Below are 17,180 nucleotides of genomic sequence, written 5' to 3'. Positions count from 1 at the left end.
TGGCCGTCATGATCGAGCGGACCGGGCCCCCGACGCTGCTGCGCCTGGTCGCCTACGCGCTGTTCCTCTTCCCCGCGGATCAGGTGCTCGCTCCCCTGGGCGCGTCCGGCTCGGTCGCGATGGTGCTCGCGCTGCTGCTCACCGGCGCGTGGGCGGCGTCGGCCCTGCTGGGGCTGCACGACCCGATCCCGATGCGCCACCCGGGGCGGGCCGCGCTCACCCTGCTTCTGCTCGTGAGCATCGCGTCCTACGTCCGCTACGCCGTCAACGACACCATCCCGCGCACCGGCGAGGGGCAGCTCAGCGCCGACCGCTGGCTGCTGCTGCTGCTCGCCTCCGCCGGGATCGCCCTGGTCACTACCCAGAGCGTGCGCACCCTCGAGGACGCGCGGGTGCTGCTCGGCTCGCTCGTGAACGCGGCGTCGATCTGCGCGATCGTGGCGATCATCCAGTTCACCACCCACGTCGACCCGGTCGAGTGGATCCGGAGCGTCATGGTCGGCTTCGTCGACAACGGCGGCAGCACGCCGTTCCAGGACCGGGACGGGCTCACCCGGGTGGCGGGCACCACCTTCCACCCGATCGAGCTGGCGGTCGTCTCGGCGATGCTGCTGCCGCTCGCCGTCTGGCGGCTGCTGTACGACCGGACGACCCCGCGGTTCCTCCGCGCCGCGTCCTGCGTGCTGCTGGTCGTCGCCCTGGCGCTGACGGTCTCGCGGTCGGGAGTGCTCTCCCTGGTGGTGGGCGCAGTGGTCTGCGCGGTCTTCCTGCCCGCCTACGCCCGGCGGTGGGGCTACGTGATCGCGCCCGTCGCCGTCGCCGCGTTCTTCGTGACCACCCCGGGCCTGCTCGGCACCCTCACCGGCTCGATCGGCGCGGGCACCAGCGACTCCTCGATCACCAACCGCCTCGACAACTACCCGCGCGTGGCGGCCCTCGTCGCGCACCAGCCCCTGCTGGGCACCGGCCCGGGCACCTACCTCCCGGACAGCGCCCTGCTCATCCTCGACAACCAGTACCTCGGCGCCGCCATCACGCTCGGCCTCCTCGGCGCCGTCGCGGTGCTCGCCTACTTCGGCGTGCCGGCCCTCTTCGGGCTGATCGCCGCCCAGTTCGCCCGGGACCCGCGCCTGCGCGCCCTGACCGGGAGCGTCGCCGCCTCCGCGACGGTCGCCGCGGTCGCCTCCGCCACCTTCGACTCACTGGGCTTCCCGGTGTTCGCCCTGCTGTACCCGTTCGTGCTCGGCCTGTCCGGGAGCTGCTGGCTCCTGGTCCGCGCCGAGCTCGGACTCCCCTCCGCCCTGAGCACGGACGCCTCCGTCCCCGCCCGCGGCGCGATCGATCACGTCCCAGAAAGGCTGTCCTGATGGACCCCGTCTCCGTTCTCCGCACCCTCTGGCGCCACCGGCTCCTCGCCGGCATCGTCCTCGTTCTCACCGTCGCCGCGATGGCGTACGTCCTCGTCCTCTCACCGCGCACCTACGCCTCGACAGCGACCTACGCGCTGGTCAATCCGAAGCTGCCCTCCACCGCGGAGCTGGAGGCCGACCCGGCCCTCGCCGCGCTGAACTCGGACAACCCGTACCTGCGCTCCTCGGACAACTCGCTCGCCGCCCAGGTGCTCGTCACCGTGATGAACAGCGACGACACCGCGGAAGCGCTCGCCGCGCAGGGTCTCAGCACCCAGTTCGCGGTCGAGCGCTCGGCGTGGGCCGGCCAGGGGCTGCTGCTGAGCGTGACCGCCGACGCCCCGACGGCCGACGGCTCGCTCGCCACGACGACGGCGCTCGGCGACCGGCTCGTCGACACGCTGCGCAGCATGCAGACGATCAACGGCGCGGACGACCGCTACCTCTTCACCGCGCTCGAGGTGCAGACGCCCGGCAAGGCCGTCGAGCAGATCTCGGACCGGCTCCGCGCGGTGATCATGGTCGCCGTCGGCGGCGTGGTGCTGCTCTTCGGCGCGATCTCGATCGCCCGCGCCGTCGACGGCCGGCGCGCCGGTCGACGGGGCGCCCCGGATGGCACCTCGACGGCGGCGGCACCGTCGCCGCGCCTCCCGATCGCCGCGCCGAGCGCAGTGACCTCCGCGCACGACGCCCCGCCCGCCTTCCGCGCCGCCCCGCACGCCGGGTACAGCACCCCGCCCGCCCTGGTCCGGCACCGCGACCCCGTCCCCGAGCGGAGCGGGCTCACCCCGCACCGCAGCTGAGCGGGGCGCGGTGCCGGATGCGGTGCGGGCCGGGCACTGTGCCGGGCAGGCCCAGGCCTCAGACCCGGCTCAGCTCCCCGTCGCGCTCGACGTACTCCTCGCCGGTCTCCGGGCAGCGCCAGAGAGCGCCGTCCGCACCGTCGCCGGCCGCCTCGAGTCGCGCACCGGCCCGCCCGACCCAGCCGACCCGCCGTGCGGGCACGCCGACCACGAGGGCGAAGGGCGGCACGTCGGCGGCCACCACGGCGCCGGCCGCGACCATCGCCCAGGCGCCGATGCGCACCGGAGCGACGCAGACGGCCCGGGCGCCGATCGCCGCGCCCTCCTCCACCACGACCCCGACCGCGTGCCAGTCGTCCGCCGACTTCAGCGCCCCGTCCGGAGTGACGGCGCGGGGCCGCAGGTCGTTCGTGAACACCACGGCGGGGCCGACGAACACCCCGTCGCCGAGCACGGCCGGCTCGTAGACCAGCGCGTGGTTCTGGATCTTGCAGCGGTCGCCGACCACGACGCCCGGGCCGAGGTACGCGCCCCGGCCGATCACGCAGTCCCGGCCCACCCGGGCCTGCTCGCGCACCTGGGCCAGGTGCCAGACCAGCGTCCCGTCGCCGACCTCGGCGCGCGGATCGACGTCCGCCGACGCCTCGATGCGCGCCGGCCGCAGCGAGCGCCCGAAGCAGACCGAGTGCTCCGAGCCGAGGTACGAGCCGAACAGCGGGATCGGCGCGTAGCCCTGCTTCGTGTAGAACCGGATCGCGTCCGGCTGCAGCGTGCCCGTCTCCAGCACCAGGCGGACCGCCCCGCGCTCGCGAGCTCTGTCCTCCAGCGCGGCGAGCACGGCCGCGGCGACTCCGGAGCCGCGAGCGGCCCGGTCGACGAACATCCGCTTGACCTCGACCACGTCCGCACCGAGCACCGACTCCGGCAGGGGCCGCAGCCCGCCGCAGGCCACCGCGGCGCCGCCCTCGTCGACCGCGACGAGGAACACCGGCACGTCGTCGGCGGACGGCGGTGTCCCCGGCTCGTGGTCGTCCGAGCCGTAGCGCTCGTCCAGCTCGACCCGCTGCGCCGACCGCAGGCTCTCGGCCCGGGGGTCCGCCCACTCGACCTCGACGATGCTCCAGCCCATGGCTCCTCCTCCGGCGGCCGCGCGGCGAGCCCGCTCGACGGGTCCATCCTGCCCTGCGCCGCGGTCCCGCACCCCGCGGCGACCAGGCGGGACCGCGCTCCCGGTCCCGCCGCCCGGCCGCGCTGCTCCGCGCCGCCGTCCTAGAATCAGCGCATGCCCGACGACTCCGCCCCTCTTCCCGCGCCCGGCTGGTACCCGCACCCCGCCGACCTCGGCGCCGAGCTCTACTGGGACGGAGCGGCCTGGACGGATCGCTCTCGCCCCGCCGTGCCGCCCGCTCCCGCCTACGGGACGCCCGAGCCCGAGCAGCCCGCCACCCCCGGCTACGGAGCCGCGCCCGGCTACGGGGCAGCCGGCTACGGAGCCGCCCCCGGCTACGGCGCCGCCCCGCAGTACCCGGTCACTCCGGGCTCCGGACCGGCCCCCGGCTACGGCCTCGCCGTCGGCGACGGCGCCGCCCCCGCGCGCCGCAACTCCCTCGCGATCGCGAGCCTCGTCCTCGGCATCGCCAGCATCGTGATCAGCCAGCTGCTCGTCCTGTCGATCCTCGCGATCGTCTTCGGCGTCCGCGGCCGGGCCGCCTCCGCGCAGCTCGGCGGCCGCGGCTTCGCCACCGCCGGCCTGATCACCGGTGTCATCGGCCTCGTCTTCGGAGTGCTGTCCTTCCTGTCACGCGCCGCCGGGCTCTCCAGCTGACCGGCGTGACGCGGCGGAGCGCCCCCTGGCTCTTCGTCGTCGCCGTCGCCCTGGTCGCGCTCGTCCTCCGCGGCCCGATCGTGGCCGTGGCTCCCGTCATCGACGCGATCCGCGGCGACCTCGCACTCTCCTCCGGCCAGGCGGGCGTCCTCACCAGCATCCCGGTGCTCTGCTTCGCCCTGGCCACGCCGCTGGCCCTGCTCGTGATCCGCCGGGTCGGGCCGGACGCCGCGGTGACCGTCACCGTGCTCGGCGTCGCCCTCGGCACGATCCTGCGCTCGGCCGGCGACGTGGTCTCCGTGGTCGCCGGCACGATCCTCATCGGCGTCTTCATCACCATCGGCAACGTCGTCGTCCCCGTCGTCATCCGCCGCGACGTCGCACCCGAGCGCGTCGACCTCACGACCGGCGTGTACACCGCCGCGCTCAACATCGGCTCGACCATCACCTCGCTCGGCACCGCGCCGCTCGCCCTCGTCCTCGGCTGGCGCGGCGCACTGCTCGCCTGGCTGGTGCTCAACGTCCTGGCCGTCGCCGGCTGGCTGCTCGCCCGCGGTCCCGCCCGCGCCCTCCGCCCCGCCCCGCGCCCGCCGGCCGCGCGCGGACCACAGGAGCCGGCGCCCCGGATCTGGCGCAGCGCCACCGTGCTCGCGCTCGCGGTCTGCTTCGCCAGTCAGGCCTTCTCCTACTACGGCGTCACCGCCTGGCTGCCCTCGCTCCTGGTCGACCGCAACGGCTTCTCGATCGAGGCGGCCGGAGCGAGCTCCTCCGTCTTCCAGATCGCCGCGATCATCGGCGCGATCGGCGTCCCGCTGGTGGTCCGCCGGCTCCGGCCGCTCGGCAGCATCGTCCTGATCGGCCTGCTCTGGTGCACCGTCCCGCTCGGCCTGCTGCTCGCGCCGTCGCTCTGGGCGCTCTGGTGCCTCCTCGGCGGTGCGGCGCAGGGCGGCGGCATCACCGTCGTCTTCGTCCTGCTCGTGCGCCTCTCCCGCTCCGACCGGCACGCCTCCCGGCTGTCCGCCACCGTGCAGGGCCTCGGCTACGCCGTCGCGGCCACCGCCCCGACCGTGGTCGGCCTCGCACACGACGTCAGCGGCGGCTGGGACGCCCCGCTGCTGATCGTGCTCACCGCGACCTGCTCCTTCCTGGCCTTCGGGATCCTCGCCGCGAGCCGCCAGGGCCGCAGCGCCTGAGGCACCGTCTGAGGAGCCGTCGCGGGAGCACGGCCCGCGGGCACCCGGTCGGGGGCGCTGTCTGAGAGCGCTCCCCTCCCGGATCGGACGGCGCGGCGTCAAGGGGCCACCGTTCTCCCGCGCGGGGCAATAGCGTGGCGGCATGGCCGAGAAGAGCACGACCCGCGAGAAGACCGCGCCCGAGCCCGACGACGCGCGCAAGCCCGACGACGTCACCGACATCACCAAGCGCTCCTGGTTCTACGTCCTGAAGAAGACCGGACGCGAGTTCGGCGCCGACCAGTGCACCGACCTCGCCGCCGCCCTCACCTACTACGCCGTCCTGGCGCTGTTCCCGGCGCTGCTCGCCATCGTCTCCGTCCTGGGCCTCTTCGGCCAGGCGCAGGCGACCACGCAGACCGTGCTCGACCTGGTCGGCAACCTGGCCTCCGCCGAGGTCGTCGACCTGCTGCGCGACCCGATCCAGTCGCTGGTGAACTCCCCGGCCGCCGGCGTCGCCTTCGTCACCGGTCTCGTCGGCGCGCTCTGGTCCGCCTCCGGCTACGTCGGCGCCTTCGGCCGCGCGATGAACCGCGTCTACGAGATCGACGAGGGCCGCCCGTTCTGGAAGCTGCGCCCGACCATGCTCGGCGTCACCGTCGTCACCGTGATCCTGATCGTCGTCGCCGCGCTCATCCTGGTGCTGAGCGGCCCGGTCGCCAGCGCCGTCGGCGACGTCGTCGGTCTCGGCCCCGCCGCGCTGTCGGTCTGGAACATCGCCAAGTGGCCGGTGCTGGTGATCATCGCGGTGCTGACCATCGCGATCCTCTACTACTGGGCGCCGAACATCCGCCAGCCGAAGTTCCGCTGGATCAGCGTCGGGTCGATCCTGGCGCTCGCCATCTGGCTGCTCGCCTCGGTCGGCTTCGCGTTCTACGTCGCCAACTTCTCCAACTACAACAAGACCTACGGCTCGCTCGGTGGCGTGATCGTCTTCCTGCTCTGGATCTGGATCACCAACATCGCCCTGCTCTTCGGCGCCGAGTTCGACGCCGAGCTCGAGCGCGGCCGCGAGCTCCAGGCCGGCATCGAGGCGGAGGAGACCATCCAGCTGCCCCCGCGCGACACCGCCGCGAGCGCGAAGAAGGCCGCCGTGCACGAGAAGGACGTCCGCGACGGCCGCTGGCTGCGCCTCTCCAGCGAGAACCGCGGCCAGAAGGGCCCCTCCCAGGACGACGCGGCCGCGAAGGACTCCGAGAAGGCGGCCGCGAAGGACTGACGAGGGAGGACGCAGCAGCGCCCTCCATGCTGGTCGAGTAGCCCCGCAGGGGCGTATCGAGCGGCGAAGCCGCTTCGCGTCTCGGTGGTGAGGGAAAGGGACGCGGCTGCGCCGCGTCATGCTGGTCGAGTAGCCCCGCCAGGGGCGTATCGAGACCCGCCGTCACCAGCAGGGCAGGTCTGCAGACTCAGGTGCAGACGGTGGTGGATCTCGATACGCCCGCTAAGCGGGCTACTCGATCACCATGAACCTCGCCCCTCCATGCTGGTCGAGTAGCCCCGCCAGGGGCGTATCGAGACCCACCGTCCTCAGCACACCAGCTCCGCAGACTCCTGATCCGACGCCGGCGGATCTCGATACGCCCGCTCCCCCGGGCTGCTCGATCAGCAGGGCCGAGCTCCCGAGTCGCACTCGGCTCAGGACTCGAGCCCCCACAGCTCCCGGTAGTACCGCGCCCGCTCCTCGTCCGGCTCGATCCCGTACTCGCGGAGCAGCAGCGGCCCCCAGCCCTCGCCGTAGTTCCAGCCGAGGCTGACCACCGCGACCGTGAGATCGGCCCAGCGGTCGCCCACGCCGAGATCGCCGACGTCGACGGAGGCGCACCAGCGGCCGTCGACACCGATCAGGGTGTTCGGCGCGCAGGCGTCCCCGTGCACGACGACGGGCTCGTCCAGCGCCGGACCCGCGCCGAGCGCCGCGGGGCGCCGGTCGAACCACGAGTCGCCGCGCAGCGCCGCGGGCACCTCGGCCATGGGCAGCGCGTGCACCGCCCGCAGTCCCGCCGCGATCGCCCGCACCGCCTCCTCCGGCCGCGCGATCCACTCCGGAGCGACAGCACTCGCGCCGTCGAGCGGCGCCGTCAGCAGCCACTGCGCCTCGGCGTCCTCCCCGCGCTCGAGGATCCGCGGCACCGGATGCCTCCCCGCCAGCCACTCCAGCCGCGCCGCCTCCCGCCCGAGGTCGACGCCGCTCGCCCGCGGATTCCACTTCAGGTACCCGTCCCGCACCCGGAAGGTCAGCCCGTCCAGCTGGTTCCGCCACACCAGCTCCGGCGCGACTCCCCCGTTGAGCGCGCTCGCCACCTCGGGCACCCGCACCCCCGCCATCGACGTCTGCCTGCTCAGATCCGGCCCGCTCATCCCTCCACCCTCCCGCGAGATGCCACTTGTGCACGCTCTCCTCGGCGTGTCGCGTGCACAAGTGGCATCTCGCGAACGGTCAGCGCAGGTAGCGGAGGAGGAGGGTGTCGCCGGCAGCCAGCACGTGAGCCAGGCGCAGGTCACGCGGAGTCGCAGTGCCCCGGGCGATGCGGCCGGCGTCGCCCGACTCGAGGGACGGGCTGATCGTCAGGCACAGCTCATCGACCGCGTCCGCGGCCAGCAGTGTGCCGAGGAGGCCCGGGCCGCCCTCGCAGTGGATCCGGCCGAGCCCGCGCTCGACGAGTGCCGCGCGCATCCGTCCCGCGTCCAGGGCGTCCTCGCCGCAGACCAGCACGTCGGCGACGTCGGCCAGCTCCGCGCGCCGCCGCTCCGGCGACGCCCCGGTCGTCACCACGATCGGCCGCACCGGCGCCTCCGTGAAGATCCGCGACCCGGGATCGAGGTCCAGCGACCCCGACACGATCGCGAACACGGGATGCGGAGGCAGCCCGGCCGCCGTCCGCGCCGCCGCGGCCTCGTCGCCGAGCACCATCGGCCCGTAGCCCTCGGTCCGCACCGTCCCGGCCGCGACCAGCACCACGTCGGCCAGGCGCCGCAGCAGATCGAAGACCCGCAGATCCGCCTCGCCGCCCAGCGCCCCCGAGACGCCCTCGCGGGTCACCGCGCCGTCGATGCTCGAGACGAAGTTCACCCGCAGCCACGCGTCACCCGCGCCGTCCGCATAGGCCGCGAGCAGCTGCTCGTCGTCGAGGTCCTGGGCGGGCGCCGGCCGGAGCCGGTCGATCGCCGTGCTCACGCGCGATCCGCCGTCTCGTCGGCCGCGACGTTGTGCCGCAGATACGCCGGCTGCCGCCAGCCGAGCACCGCCTCCGTCAGCCGCACCGCGTCCACCGCCTGCCGCACATCGTGCATCCGCACGATCCGCGCGCCGTTCAGGATGCAGATCACCGCCGCCGCCAGCGACCCCTCGAGCCGCTCGCCCTGCGGCCGGTCGAGGGTCTCGCCGATGAAGTCCTTGTTCGACACCGCCGCGAGCACCGGCAGCCCGAGGACCGACAGCTCGCCCAGCCGCCGCGTCAGCTCTAGCGTGTGCAGAGTGTTCTTGTTGAGGTCGTGCCCGGGATCGACGATCAGCCGGTCGTCGGGGATCCCCGCCGCCCGCGCGCGGTCGACGCGCACGCGCAGGTGCTCGATCACCTCGGCCACGACGTCGTCGTACTGCGGCGCCGCCGGCTCACTGCGCGGCGCCCCGACGCTGTGCGTGACGACGAGCTGGGCAGAGGAGTCCGCGAGCACCGCGAGCATCCCGGGATCGTGCAGCCCGCTGGTGTCGTTGACGACGGAGGCGCCCTCGGCGATGCTCGCCCGGGCCACCTCGGCGCGGGTCGTGTCGACGGAGATCACCACGTCGCTGCGCCCGTGGATGGCCGCGACCACCGGCACCACCCGGTCCAGCTCCTCCTGCAGCGAGACGGCGGGCCCGCGGCCGAAGGGGACGCCGCCGATGTCGACCCAGTCGGCACCCTGCTCGGCAGCCCGCACCGCGGCGTCGACGGCTCGGTCGAGCGCGAAGGTGGAGCCCTTGTCGTAGAAGGAGTCGGGCGTGCGGTTCACGACCGCCATCACCGCGACCTCCCGCTCGAAGTCGAACCCGCGTCCGCCGATCGTGCGCCTCATCGTCCGTGGTCCCTCCGGCTGCCTGCGCCGAGCGAGCGTCGGCGCGCTCACCCTAGACGAGCCGCATCGGCGAGGGCTGCGGCGGCACCAGCGGCGTCGCTGCGGCGTCCTCGAGCAGCACCTGGAAGAGCACGTGGTCCTGCCACTCCCCCGCGATCCGCAGGTAGCGGCGGGCCACGCCGATCCGCTCGAAGCCGTTGCGCTCGAGCACCGTCTGCGAGCCGACGTTGTGCAGCAGCGTGCCCGCCTGCACCCGGTGCAGGCGCAGCTCGTCGCGGGCGAGACCGAGTGTCGCGCCGACCGCCCGGGTCATCACCCCGCGGCCCTCGAGCTCGCCGTCGACCCAGTAGCCGAGGTCCGCGCTGTCGAAGGCGCCGCGCACCACGTTCGAGAGGGTCACCCGCCCGACGAGCTCGTCGCCGCGCTCGAGCACCAGCGGGAGGAGCGCTCCGGACCGGTGCCCGTGCAGCGCGTCGGCGATCGCGTCGGTCTGCCCGCCTGACTCGAAGAACCGCGTCGACCGCAGCGGCTCCCAGAGCGCGAGGCGGCGCCGGTTGCGGCGGTACGCCTCGGCGAGCGCGGGACCGTCCTCCCGGGCGACCAGGCGGAGGACGGTGCCGTGGCCGACGGCGATCGAGGCTGACACCCTGCGAGGCTAGACCGAGCGGACCCGCCGACGCACGTGGTCCTCGACGATCCGCCCCGTTAACGCACGACACACCCGGCCGGAGCCGGGGGTGTCGTCGTGGTGGGCGATACTGGGATCGAACCAGTGACCTCTTCCGTGTCAGGGAAGCGCGCTACCGCTGCGCCAATCGCCCGCTGCTCCCGGAGGAGCGCCTCGCTCGGTGAACGATCGAGGTGGATACGGGATTCGAACCCGTGTATACGGCTTTGCAGGCCGCTGCCTCGCCTCTCGGCCAATCCACCGTGTACGGGATTCGGTGTCGGCGGCCCCTCGGAGCGTGAGCTCCTCGGGCCGACCAGGTGAAACACCGGCCCGGGGGCCGGTTCTTCGAGCGGATGACGAGATTCGAACTCGCGACCCTCACCTTGGCAAGGTGATGCGCTACCACTGCGCCACATCCGCATGATGTGTTGGTGCTGTATTGCTGTCTTGCTGCCTGTCTCCCCGGCGCTTTCGCTGCCCGGCTCGACCTAGAAGACTGTATCCGAACGCCGCGCGAACTTCCAAATCGACGGCGGCCCGATTCGCGCACCGCGACGCCGGACCCGCGTCTTTCCGCGCGAAACCGCCCCGCAATGCGCTGTTCACCCGGGCGTGGCGCGCCGTTCCCGGTGCATCCGAGCGCCGCGGATCCGCTACGATCGATTCTCGGGCCGTCCACAAGACGGCCGTCAGGGCGATTGGCGCAGTTGGTAGCGCGCTTCCTTCACACGGAAGAGGTCATCGGTTCGAGTCCGGTATCGCCCACCACGTTCCTCCCCTCCACCTTCCGCATCTCCACCCCGCGGAGGCACTCTCGTGATGGGTCGCTCCCACGCCGTCTCCGGCGCGCTCGCCTGGTCCGTCGTCACGACCGTCCCGGCCCTCGCCGCACCGCTCGGTCTCGCCGGCCTGCCGCTCGACCTCCGGCTGGTCGGCCTCGGCGTCGCCGCCGGCTGGGCGCTCGTCCCGGACGCCGACCACGCCCGGGCGACGATCTCGCGCTCGGCACCCGGTGCGTCCCTCCTCACCGCGACCGCCGGTCGCATCAGCGGCGGCCACCGGCACGGGATGCACTCGCTGCTCGCGGTCGCCGTCGTCTGGTACCTGATCCCGCTCCTGGTCGCCCTGCGCTTCCCCGTGCCGCTCGTCGGCCCGGTCTCACTGGCCGCCGTGCTCACCCTGCCGGCCATCGCCTTCGCCGCGAAGGCGGTCAGGGCGGCGCCCTCCTGGTCGATCGCCTGGGCCGGCGCGCTCGTCGTGACGGTGCTCCTGGTCACCCTCGCCGACGGCACCTGGGCCTGGCTGCAGGTCGCCGCGACCCTCGGCTACCTCGTGCACGTCGCCGGTGACGCCCTCACCACCGAGGGGATCAACTGGCTCTGGCCGCTGCGGATCCGCTCCCCGCGCTGGGTGCGCCGCACGCCTGTGCTGCGGCGGCTCTGGACGTCCGGCGGCTACGCCGCGATCCCCGTCCTCGGCTCGGCCGGCTCCTGGCGCGAGACGATCCTCTACTGGCTGATGTCGGCCGCCACGATCGTGCTGACGGCCTGGCTGCTCGCCGAGGAGCTCCTCTGACCCCGGGCGGGAGCCCTCAGTACACCGCCCCCGGGTTCATGATCCCCAGCGGATCGAACACCGCCTTGATCCCGCGCTGCAGCGCCATCGAGTTTTCGCCGAGCTCCTCCGCGAGCCAGCGCCGCTTCAGCAGCCCCACCCCGTGCTCGCCCGTGAGAGTGCCGCCGAGCGCGAGCGCCGTGCGGAACAGCTCGCCCGCGGCCGCCCAGACCTCCTCGCCGACCCCGTCGGACCCTGCTGGCACGACGAAGTTCGGGTGCAGGTTGCCGTCGCCCGCGTGGGCCACGGTCGGGATGCTCAGCCCGGTGCGCTCCTCGATCCCGCGGATCGCGGCGAACATCGCGGGCAGCGCCGAGCGCGGCACGCAGACGTCCTCGATCAGCACCTCGCCCTCGGCCTCGAGCGCGGGATGGAAGGCCCGCCGCACCGCGAGCAGCGCCTCGCCCGCCACCGGGTCGTCCGTCGACTCGGCGTCCCCGCCGGCCCCGGTGACGATCGCGAGGATCCGGCGCGCCTCGTCCTCCGCTCCCCCGCCGTCCGTCTGCACGAGCAGGTAGGCGGCGCCGCGGTCGAGCTGCGCGCCCGTGTAGCGGCCGATCGCGGCGAGCGCCCCCTCGTCCATCAGCTCCATCACCGCCGGTCGGAGGCGGGCGGCGGTGATCGCGGCGGAGGCGGCCGCCGCGGCCACGACGCTCGGGAAGTACGCGCCGACGGTGACCACGCGGCCCGCGGGGATCGGCCGCAGCTTCACCGTCGCCTCGATGATCACGCCGAGCGTCCCTTCCGAGCCGGTGAGCAGCGCCGTGAGGTCGTAGCCGGCGACGCCCTTCACGCTGCGCCGCCCGGTCCGCACCAGGCGCCCGTCGGCCAGCACGACGGCCAGACCGAGCACCGCTTCGCGGGTGACCCCGTACTTCGCGCAGAGCAGCCCGCCCGCGTTGGTGGCGATGTTGCCGCCGATGCTCGAGATCGCCTTGCTCGCCGGATCGGGCGAGAAGATCAGCCCGTCCGCGGCGACCGCGTCGGACAGCGCCTGATTGAGGACGCCCGGCTCCACGACCGCGAGCTCGTCCTCGAGCGAGATCTCGAGGATGCGGTCCATGGCCGCCGTCGAGAGGACGATCGCGCCGTCCCGGCCGACGGCGCCCGCGGCGAGCCCCGTCCCCGCGCCGCGCGGGACGACCGGCACCCGGTGCTCGGTGGCGAGCCGGAGCGTCGCCTGCACGTCGGCGACCGAGCGCGCGCGGACCAGCGCGAGCGCGCGTCCGCCGGCGGTCCAGCCGGACTTGTCGGTGTGCGCGGACTCGAAGTCCGGCCCCTCGGTCGTCACCGCGGCGCCGAGCTCCTCGCGCAGCCTCCGGAGGACGAGCGCACGGCCGGTCGTCCCGGTGCTCGTTCCGATGCCGGTCCCCGTGCTGACGGTCTCGGCGCCGCTGGTCACGGCGCCGCTGGTCTCGGTGCGGCTGGTCTCGGTGCTGCTCATGCGGGTCACTCCGGGCGGATCGCGGGTCGGCCCCTCGATCCTTCCACGGTGACCCGGGCAGGCGGCAGGATGGGCGGATGAGCGGAGCGCGGCGATGACGGGTCCCACGAGCGCGGGCATCCTCCTGCACCGGCTGCACGACGGCGAGCGCGAGGTGTTCCTCGGCCGGATGGGCGGCCCGCTGTGGACCCGCCGCCCGCGGGCCTGGTCGATCCCCAAGGGCCTGCACACGCCCGAGGAGGCACCGCTCGACGCCGCCCGGCGCGAGTTCGAGGAGGAGATCGGCGTCGCCGCCCCGGACCTCGACTACGCGCTCCTCGGCGCCTACCGCCAGCGCTCCGGGAAGACCGTCACCGTCTTCGTCGCGGAGTCCGCCGACGACGTCGCGTTCGTCGCCAGCAACACCTTCGAGCTCGAGTGGCCGCGCGGCTCCGGAGTGCTCCGCACCTACCCGGAGATCGAGCGCGCGGAGTGGCTGCCGCTCGAGCGCGCCCGCGAGGAGATCACCGCCGGCCAGGTGCCCGCCCTCGACGACCTCGAGCGGGCTCTGACCGCCGCGGACCGATCGGCGGCCCGCCGCCCGGACGCGCAGGACTCGGCTCAGTAGTCGAGGACGTCCAGCGGCATCGCCAGGTCGTCGTCGGTCGCCATCGGCACGGGCCGGCCGAGCCGGCGGGCGCGGTCGGCCAGGTCCGCGACCAGCGCCTCGTCGACGATCTCCGCGGCGTCCTCGGGCTCGTCCTCGACGAGCATCTGGCTCGACGGTCCGAGCAGCAGCCGGGCCGTCAGCACGCCCTCACCGCGCCGGACGGGGATCTCCACCGTGGCCGCGGTCGCCGTCGAGGCGAGCATCCGGGCGTACTCGAGCACCGCGTCCGCGATGTCGTCCCCGGTGAGGACGCTCCCCTCGGCGTAGTGGATGCGTCGCACGGCGGACTCCTTCAATCGGCGGAGCGGCCGGCTGCAGGAGAGCCCGGCCGGCTCCCTCCCCAGGGTGGCACGCGCTCCGCGGCGCGCAGGCGGATCGGCGGACATCCGCCGGGGGCTTTACTTCCCGGCCCCACCCTCGCCGTGCCCGCGGTCGTCGGCCGCCGAGTAGACCCGCAGCGCCAGCGGCACGATCCGGACCTTGGCCTCGTGGAAGCCCTCCGGCTCGCCGTCGAACACCTCGCTCTCGCCGTCGTGCGCCCACTCCGGGTCCACGCCGGCCGGTCGTCGCGCGCCGACCACGACGCCCGCGGTGCTGGCCGACTCGACCACCGGCGCGCGCCAGCCGGGCACCCGCCCGACCACCGGCGTCGCGCCCCGCCCGAGCGCCAGCGACACCGCGCCGCGGGTCCGGGGCGTCCGGCCCGAGTGCAGCACGCGGATGTCGAGCTGCCCGTCGTCCAGGCGCCGGCGGGCGAGCGGCGTCGCGGTGCGCGGGTGCTCCCGGTTCACCCCGACGAAGTACGACCAGACCAGCTCCGTCCGCCCGTCGCGCCGCAGCTCGAACGGATCGGTCGAGCGCACCACCTCGAAGGCGGCGAGGACCGCGGCGAGCGGCTTGCCGATCACCTTCTCGCGCTTCTCCCGCGCGGCCACGAACTCCGGGTACAGCCCGATCGAGACGGTGTTCAGCACCGTGACCGGCTCGGCGTCCCCGGCCGTCACCTCGGCCACGTCGACGTCGCGGCGCTCGCCGTGCGCCGCCGCGTCGAGCGCGTCCTGAATCGTCACCAGGCCCAGCGCCTTGGCGAAGTGGTTCATCGTCCCGCCCGGCAGCACCAGGAGCGTCATCCCCTCGGCCCGCGCGAGCCCCGCGCCGACCGCCATCGTCCCGTCGCCGCCGTAGACGCCCAGCACCTCGGGCCGAGCGTCGCCGGCGCGCGCCGAGCGCACCACCTCGCCCAGGTCCTCGCCCTCGGCCAGCCGGTGCACCCGCGCCGCGGGGAAGCGCTGCAGGATCAGCGGCTCCGGATCCGGCCGGTGCGAGTCGCGCCCGGCGCTCGGGTTGAGCACCACCAGCAGGCCGGCACCGTCGCCGAGCGGACGCACGTCGACCGGCGGCCGGCTCGCCCGCTCCGAAACGGGGACGTGCCGCGGGCGCGCCGGCACCAGCATCTTCCCGAGGCCCGCGACGGCCGCGCCGAGCGCCGCTCCGCCGACCACGTCGGAGAGCCAGTGCACCCCGACGTGCAGGCGCGAGAAGGCCACGGCCGCGGCGAGCGGCGCGACGGCCAGTCCCACCCGCGGGTTCTCGAGCGCGACCCCGGCGGCGAAGGCGGCGGCACTCGCCGCGTGGCCGGAGGGGAAGCTCGGCGAAGTGGGCACGCGGGCGAGCCGCCGCCCCACCGGTACGTCCACCACGAGCGGCCGGACGCCGCCGAAGAGCTGCTTGCCGACGAGGTTCGCCGCGGCGCTCGCGACGGCCAGCGAGGCCGCGCCGCGCGCCGCCTCCCGGGGCCGGCCGGCCAGCAGCAGCAGCGCCCCGAGCCCGAACCAGAGCACCCCGTGATCGGCGGCGCGCGAGAGCCCGACCAGCGCACCGTCCACGAGCGGCACCGGACGGCGCGCGTTGAGCTTCCGGGCGGCGCGGGCATCGGCCCGGCGCACGGCGCGCGGCACCGCGAGGACGCGCCGCAGCAGGACGGACGGGGGCCGGGTTCCGCGCAGAGGCATGCCTCCAGGGTAGGAGGCGCCTTCTGCGACTCCCTGAGCCCTGGGCGGCTAGACCTCGCCGAACCCCGACTCGACCAGGTCGGCTAGCCGCCCCACGGCCTCCTCCGCCTCGGCGCCGGTCGCCGAGATCGCGACCTCGTCGCCGCGATCCAGCCCGAGCGACATCACACCGAGCAGGCTCGTCGCGTCCTTGCCGTTCACGTCGATCCGGGCGTCGAAGCGGGTGGCGAGGGTGACGAAGTCGGCCGCCGGCCGGGCGTGCAGCCCGTTCGGGTTGATCAGCCGCACCGTCCGCCGCACGCTCGCCGACTCGGCGGGCGCCGCGGGCGACTCGGCGAGGAGTGCACCCCGCGCCGACTCCGCCGCCGCGAGCACGTCCGCCAGCGCGGCACCGGTGCCCGCCGCCACGGCCGCCGCCACCGCGCCCTCCACGAGCGGCGCGTCCGCGATCCGGACCCGCTCCCGCGCCTCGTCGTCCAGGAACTCCACCGCGGTCTCCGCGGTCATGATCGCCGAGCCGAGGTCGCAGAGCACCACGGCGCCCTCGCCGGAGTCGGCCTCGGCCAGCGCCGCGGTGATCCGCTCGAAGCTCGTACCGATCCCGCCGTCGTCCGTGCCGCCCGCGGCGATCAGCGCGACGTCGGGCGCCATCTGCGCCGCCAGCTCCACGAGTCCCTCGGCCAGTCGCGCGCTGTGCGAGACGAGGACGAGCCCGACGCTCACGCCGCCGCCTCGGCCGCGGCGCGCAGCAGCAGGACGCTCGACACGCTGCCCGGATCGCGGTGCCCGACCGCCCGCTCGCCCAGGTAGCTCGCTCGGCCCTTCCGCGCGACCATCGGGTCGGTCGACTCCGCTCCGCCCTGCGCGGCGTCCGCTGCCGCGGCGAGCACGGCGGCCGCCGAGGAGCCGTCGGCCGAGGCGGCCTGCGCGGCCTCGACCGCCGGCGTCCACGCGTCCACCATCGTCTTGTCGCCGACCTCGGCCTTGCCGCGCAGCACGATCCCGTCGCGCGCCGCCGCGAGCAGTGCCGCGACCGCGGCACCGTCGAGCGACTCCTGCCCGGTGACCGCGCCGGCCGCCTTGAGGAACGCGGTGCCGAACAGCGGCCCGGAGGCTCCGCCCACCGTCGAGATCAGCGTGGTCGCCACCAGCTTGAGCACCTCGGCCGGAGTCGCGAGCTCGGCAGCCGCGTCGAGCTTCGCCACCACGGCCTGGAAGCCGCGGTCCATGTTCTCGCCGTGGTCGCCGTCGCCGATCGCGCGGTCGAGCGTGATCAGCTCCACCCGGTGCTCCGAGACCGCCTGCGCCGCGGCCCGGATCCAGGCCACCGCCCACGCCGCGTCGAGCTCCTGCGCTCCCTGTCCGTCCTGCATCGATCCGTCCTCTTTCCCTGTGTCGCCTCTGCGACCGTCGTGTCGTCGTGCGGTCGTGTCGTCGTGTGCGCGCCGCTGTCCGGGCCGGGCGCC

17 protein-coding genes, 4 tRNA genes and 1 pseudogene are annotated in these 17,180 nt (G+C 74.6%); 8 read left to right on the top strand and 14 right to left on the bottom strand.

Annotation, left to right across the window (positions count from 1 at the left end):
* Positions 1-8: 8 nt before the first annotated feature.
* On the top strand, positions 9-1,367 hold the full coding sequence (locus tag EDF36_RS10845) for an O-antigen ligase (protein ID WP_148059172.1): 1,359 nt from the start codon (positions 9-11) through the stop codon (positions 1,365-1,367).
* The gene (locus tag EDF36_RS10840; protein ID WP_123733020.1) at positions 1,367-2,212 is read left to right on the top strand and encodes a chain-length determining protein; all 846 of its coding nucleotides are present in this window, start codon (positions 1,367-1,369) and stop codon (positions 2,210-2,212) included. The genes EDF36_RS10845 and EDF36_RS10840 overlap by 1 nt, the downstream gene beginning before the upstream one ends.
* Positions 2,213-2,270: 58 nt before the next feature.
* On the opposite strand, the gene EDF36_RS21595 is transcribed toward EDF36_RS10840, so the two are convergent.
* Together EDF36_RS21595 and EDF36_RS21590 are read right to left on the bottom strand one after the other, a co-directional pair.
* Positions 2,271-2,876 carry an acyltransferase gene (locus EDF36_RS21595; RefSeq protein ID WP_221181655.1) on the bottom strand — a complete coding sequence of 202 codons (606 nt, stop codon included), beginning with the start codon at positions 2,874-2,876 and terminating at the stop codon, positions 2,271-2,273.
* 72 nt (positions 2,877-2,948) lie between these two features.
* Positions 2,949-3,341, bottom strand: a pseudogene (locus tag EDF36_RS21590) (GNAT family N-acetyltransferase); the annotation flags it as partial.
* Between the two features lie 153 nt (positions 3,342-3,494).
* Between EDF36_RS21590 and EDF36_RS10830 the strand changes: the two are divergent.
* From EDF36_RS10830 to EDF36_RS10820, 3 genes are all read left to right on the top strand, one after another.
* Entirely contained in the window at positions 3,495-4,037 is a 543-nt protein-coding gene (locus EDF36_RS10830; RefSeq protein ID WP_123733018.1) for a DUF4190 domain-containing protein, read from the top strand.
* A 5-nt stretch (positions 4,038-4,042) separates the two neighbouring features.
* A complete protein-coding gene (locus tag EDF36_RS10825; protein ID WP_260300678.1) occupies positions 4,043-5,230 on the top strand; it encodes a CynX/NimT family MFS transporter in 1,188 nt (395 codons plus the stop codon).
* Between the two features lie 142 nt (positions 5,231-5,372).
* Positions 5,373-6,488 (top strand): YihY/virulence factor BrkB family protein, encoded by a 1,116-nt coding sequence (locus tag EDF36_RS10820; RefSeq protein ID WP_123733017.1) that lies wholly within the window; start codon positions 5,373-5,375, stop codon positions 6,486-6,488.
* Positions 6,489-6,904: 416 nt separating this feature from the next.
* Here the strand turns inward: EDF36_RS10820 and EDF36_RS10815 are convergent, their stop codons facing one another.
* From EDF36_RS10815 to EDF36_RS10785, 7 genes are all read right to left on the bottom strand, one after another.
* Positions 6,905-7,627, bottom strand: coding sequence for an aminoglycoside 3'-phosphotransferase (locus EDF36_RS10815; protein WP_221181641.1), 723 nt, complete (start codon positions 7,625-7,627; stop codon positions 6,905-6,907).
* A 79-nt stretch (positions 7,628-7,706) separates the two neighbouring features.
* Positions 7,707-8,444: a pyrimidine reductase family protein gene (locus EDF36_RS10810; RefSeq protein WP_123733016.1), complete on the bottom strand. Its 738-nt coding sequence runs from the start codon at positions 8,442-8,444 to the stop codon at positions 7,707-7,709.
* Positions 8,441-9,325, bottom strand: coding sequence for a dihydropteroate synthase (folP, locus tag EDF36_RS10805; protein ID WP_123733015.1), 885 nt, complete (start codon positions 9,323-9,325; stop codon positions 8,441-8,443). The genes EDF36_RS10810 and folP overlap by 4 nt, the downstream gene beginning before the upstream one ends.
* Before the next feature lie 52 nt (positions 9,326-9,377).
* Positions 9,378-9,971 carry a GNAT family N-acetyltransferase gene (locus EDF36_RS10800; RefSeq protein WP_123733014.1) on the bottom strand — a complete coding sequence of 198 codons (594 nt, stop codon included), beginning with the start codon at positions 9,969-9,971 and terminating at the stop codon, positions 9,378-9,380.
* Positions 9,972-10,071: 100 nt separating this feature from the next.
* Positions 10,072-10,146: transfer RNA gene (locus EDF36_RS10795), tRNA-Val, on the bottom strand.
* Positions 10,147-10,184: 38 nt separating this feature from the next.
* A tRNA-Cys gene (locus EDF36_RS10790) sits at positions 10,185-10,255 on the bottom strand.
* 88 nt (positions 10,256-10,343) lie between these two features.
* Positions 10,344-10,415, bottom strand: a tRNA-Gly gene (locus tag EDF36_RS10785).
* Positions 10,416-10,687: 272 nt separating this feature from the next.
* Here EDF36_RS10785 and EDF36_RS10780 point away from each other — a divergent pair.
* Together EDF36_RS10780 and EDF36_RS10775 are read left to right on the top strand one after the other, a co-directional pair.
* Positions 10,688-10,763: transfer RNA gene (locus EDF36_RS10780), tRNA-Val, on the top strand.
* A gap of 51 nt (positions 10,764-10,814) precedes the next feature.
* Positions 10,815-11,570 (top strand): metal-dependent hydrolase, encoded by a 756-nt coding sequence (locus EDF36_RS10775; protein ID WP_123733013.1) that lies wholly within the window; start codon positions 10,815-10,817, stop codon positions 11,568-11,570.
* 16 nt (positions 11,571-11,586) lie between these two features.
* Here the strand turns inward: EDF36_RS10775 and EDF36_RS10770 are convergent, their stop codons facing one another.
* Positions 11,587-13,053 carry an FAD-binding oxidoreductase gene (locus EDF36_RS10770; protein WP_123733326.1) on the bottom strand — a complete coding sequence of 489 codons (1,467 nt, stop codon included), beginning with the start codon at positions 13,051-13,053 and terminating at the stop codon, positions 11,587-11,589.
* Positions 13,054-13,147: 94 nt separating this feature from the next.
* On the opposite strand from EDF36_RS10770, the gene EDF36_RS10765 reads away from it, so the two are divergent.
* Complete coding sequence (locus EDF36_RS10765; RefSeq protein WP_123733012.1) at positions 13,148-13,660, top strand: NUDIX domain-containing protein; 513 nt, start codon at positions 13,148-13,150, stop codon at positions 13,658-13,660.
* On the opposite strand, the gene EDF36_RS10760 is transcribed toward EDF36_RS10765, so the two are convergent.
* From EDF36_RS10760 to dhaL, 4 genes are all read right to left on the bottom strand, one after another.
* A complete protein-coding gene (locus tag EDF36_RS10760) occupies positions 13,654-13,983 on the bottom strand; it encodes a hypothetical protein (protein WP_123733011.1) in 330 nt (109 codons plus the stop codon). The genes EDF36_RS10765 and EDF36_RS10760 overlap by 7 nt on opposite strands.
* A gap of 117 nt (positions 13,984-14,100) precedes the next feature.
* Positions 14,101-15,714 carry a bifunctional phosphatase PAP2/diacylglycerol kinase family protein gene (locus EDF36_RS10755; RefSeq protein WP_123733010.1) on the bottom strand — a complete coding sequence of 538 codons (1,614 nt, stop codon included), beginning with the start codon at positions 15,712-15,714 and terminating at the stop codon, positions 14,101-14,103.
* Between the two features lie 48 nt (positions 15,715-15,762).
* Entirely contained in the window at positions 15,763-16,437 is a 675-nt protein-coding gene (dhaM, locus tag EDF36_RS10750; RefSeq protein WP_123733009.1) for a dihydroxyacetone kinase phosphoryl donor subunit DhaM, read from the bottom strand.
* Entirely contained in the window at positions 16,434-17,087 is a 654-nt protein-coding gene (gene dhaL, locus EDF36_RS10745) for a dihydroxyacetone kinase subunit DhaL (protein ID WP_123733008.1), read from the bottom strand. The genes dhaM and dhaL overlap by 4 nt, the downstream gene beginning before the upstream one ends.
* Positions 17,088-17,180: the final 93 nt, after the last annotated feature.

Source organism: Rathayibacter sp. PhB152, assembly GCF_003751395.1.
In the GTDB taxonomy this organism is placed as follows: domain Bacteria; phylum Actinomycetota; class Actinomycetes; order Actinomycetales; family Microbacteriaceae; genus Rathayibacter; species Rathayibacter festucae.
The sequence above is the reverse complement of the archived record's forward strand: the minus strand, read 5'-3'. Positions and strand labels throughout refer to the sequence as shown.

Excerpts from the sequence above, each read along its gene's own strand:
- dhaL (WP_123733008.1), bottom strand. The coding sequence starts at position 17,087 with ATGCAGGACGGACAGGGAGCGCAGGAGCTCGACGCGGCGTGGGCGGTG.
- EDF36_RS10765 (WP_123733012.1), top strand. The coding sequence starts at position 13,148 with ATGACGGGTCCCACGAGCGCGGGCATCCTCCTGCACCGGCTGCACGAC.
- EDF36_RS10755 (WP_123733010.1), bottom strand. The coding sequence starts at position 15,714 with ATGCCTCTGCGCGGAACCCGGCCCCCGTCCGTCCTGCTGCGGCGCGTC.
- EDF36_RS10845 (WP_148059172.1), top strand. The coding sequence starts at position 9 with ATGATCGAGCGGACCGGGCCCCCGACGCTGCTGCGCCTGGTCGCCTAC.
- EDF36_RS10840 (WP_123733020.1), top strand. The coding sequence starts at position 1,367 with ATGGACCCCGTCTCCGTTCTCCGCACCCTCTGGCGCCACCGGCTCCTC.
- EDF36_RS10820 (WP_123733017.1), top strand. The coding sequence starts at position 5,373 with ATGGCCGAGAAGAGCACGACCCGCGAGAAGACCGCGCCCGAGCCCGAC.
- folP (WP_123733015.1), bottom strand. The coding sequence starts at position 9,325 with ATGAGGCGCACGATCGGCGGACGCGGGTTCGACTTCGAGCGGGAGGTC.
- EDF36_RS10815 (WP_221181641.1), bottom strand. The coding sequence starts at position 7,627 with ATGAGCGGGCCGGATCTGAGCAGGCAGACGTCGATGGCGGGGGTGCGG.
- EDF36_RS10775 (WP_123733013.1), top strand. The coding sequence starts at position 10,815 with ATGGGTCGCTCCCACGCCGTCTCCGGCGCGCTCGCCTGGTCCGTCGTC.
- EDF36_RS10830 (WP_123733018.1), top strand. The coding sequence starts at position 3,495 with ATGCCCGACGACTCCGCCCCTCTTCCCGCGCCCGGCTGGTACCCGCAC.
- EDF36_RS10770 (WP_123733326.1), bottom strand. The coding sequence starts at position 13,053 with ATGAGCAGCACCGAGACCAGCCGCACCGAGACCAGCGGCGCCGTGACC.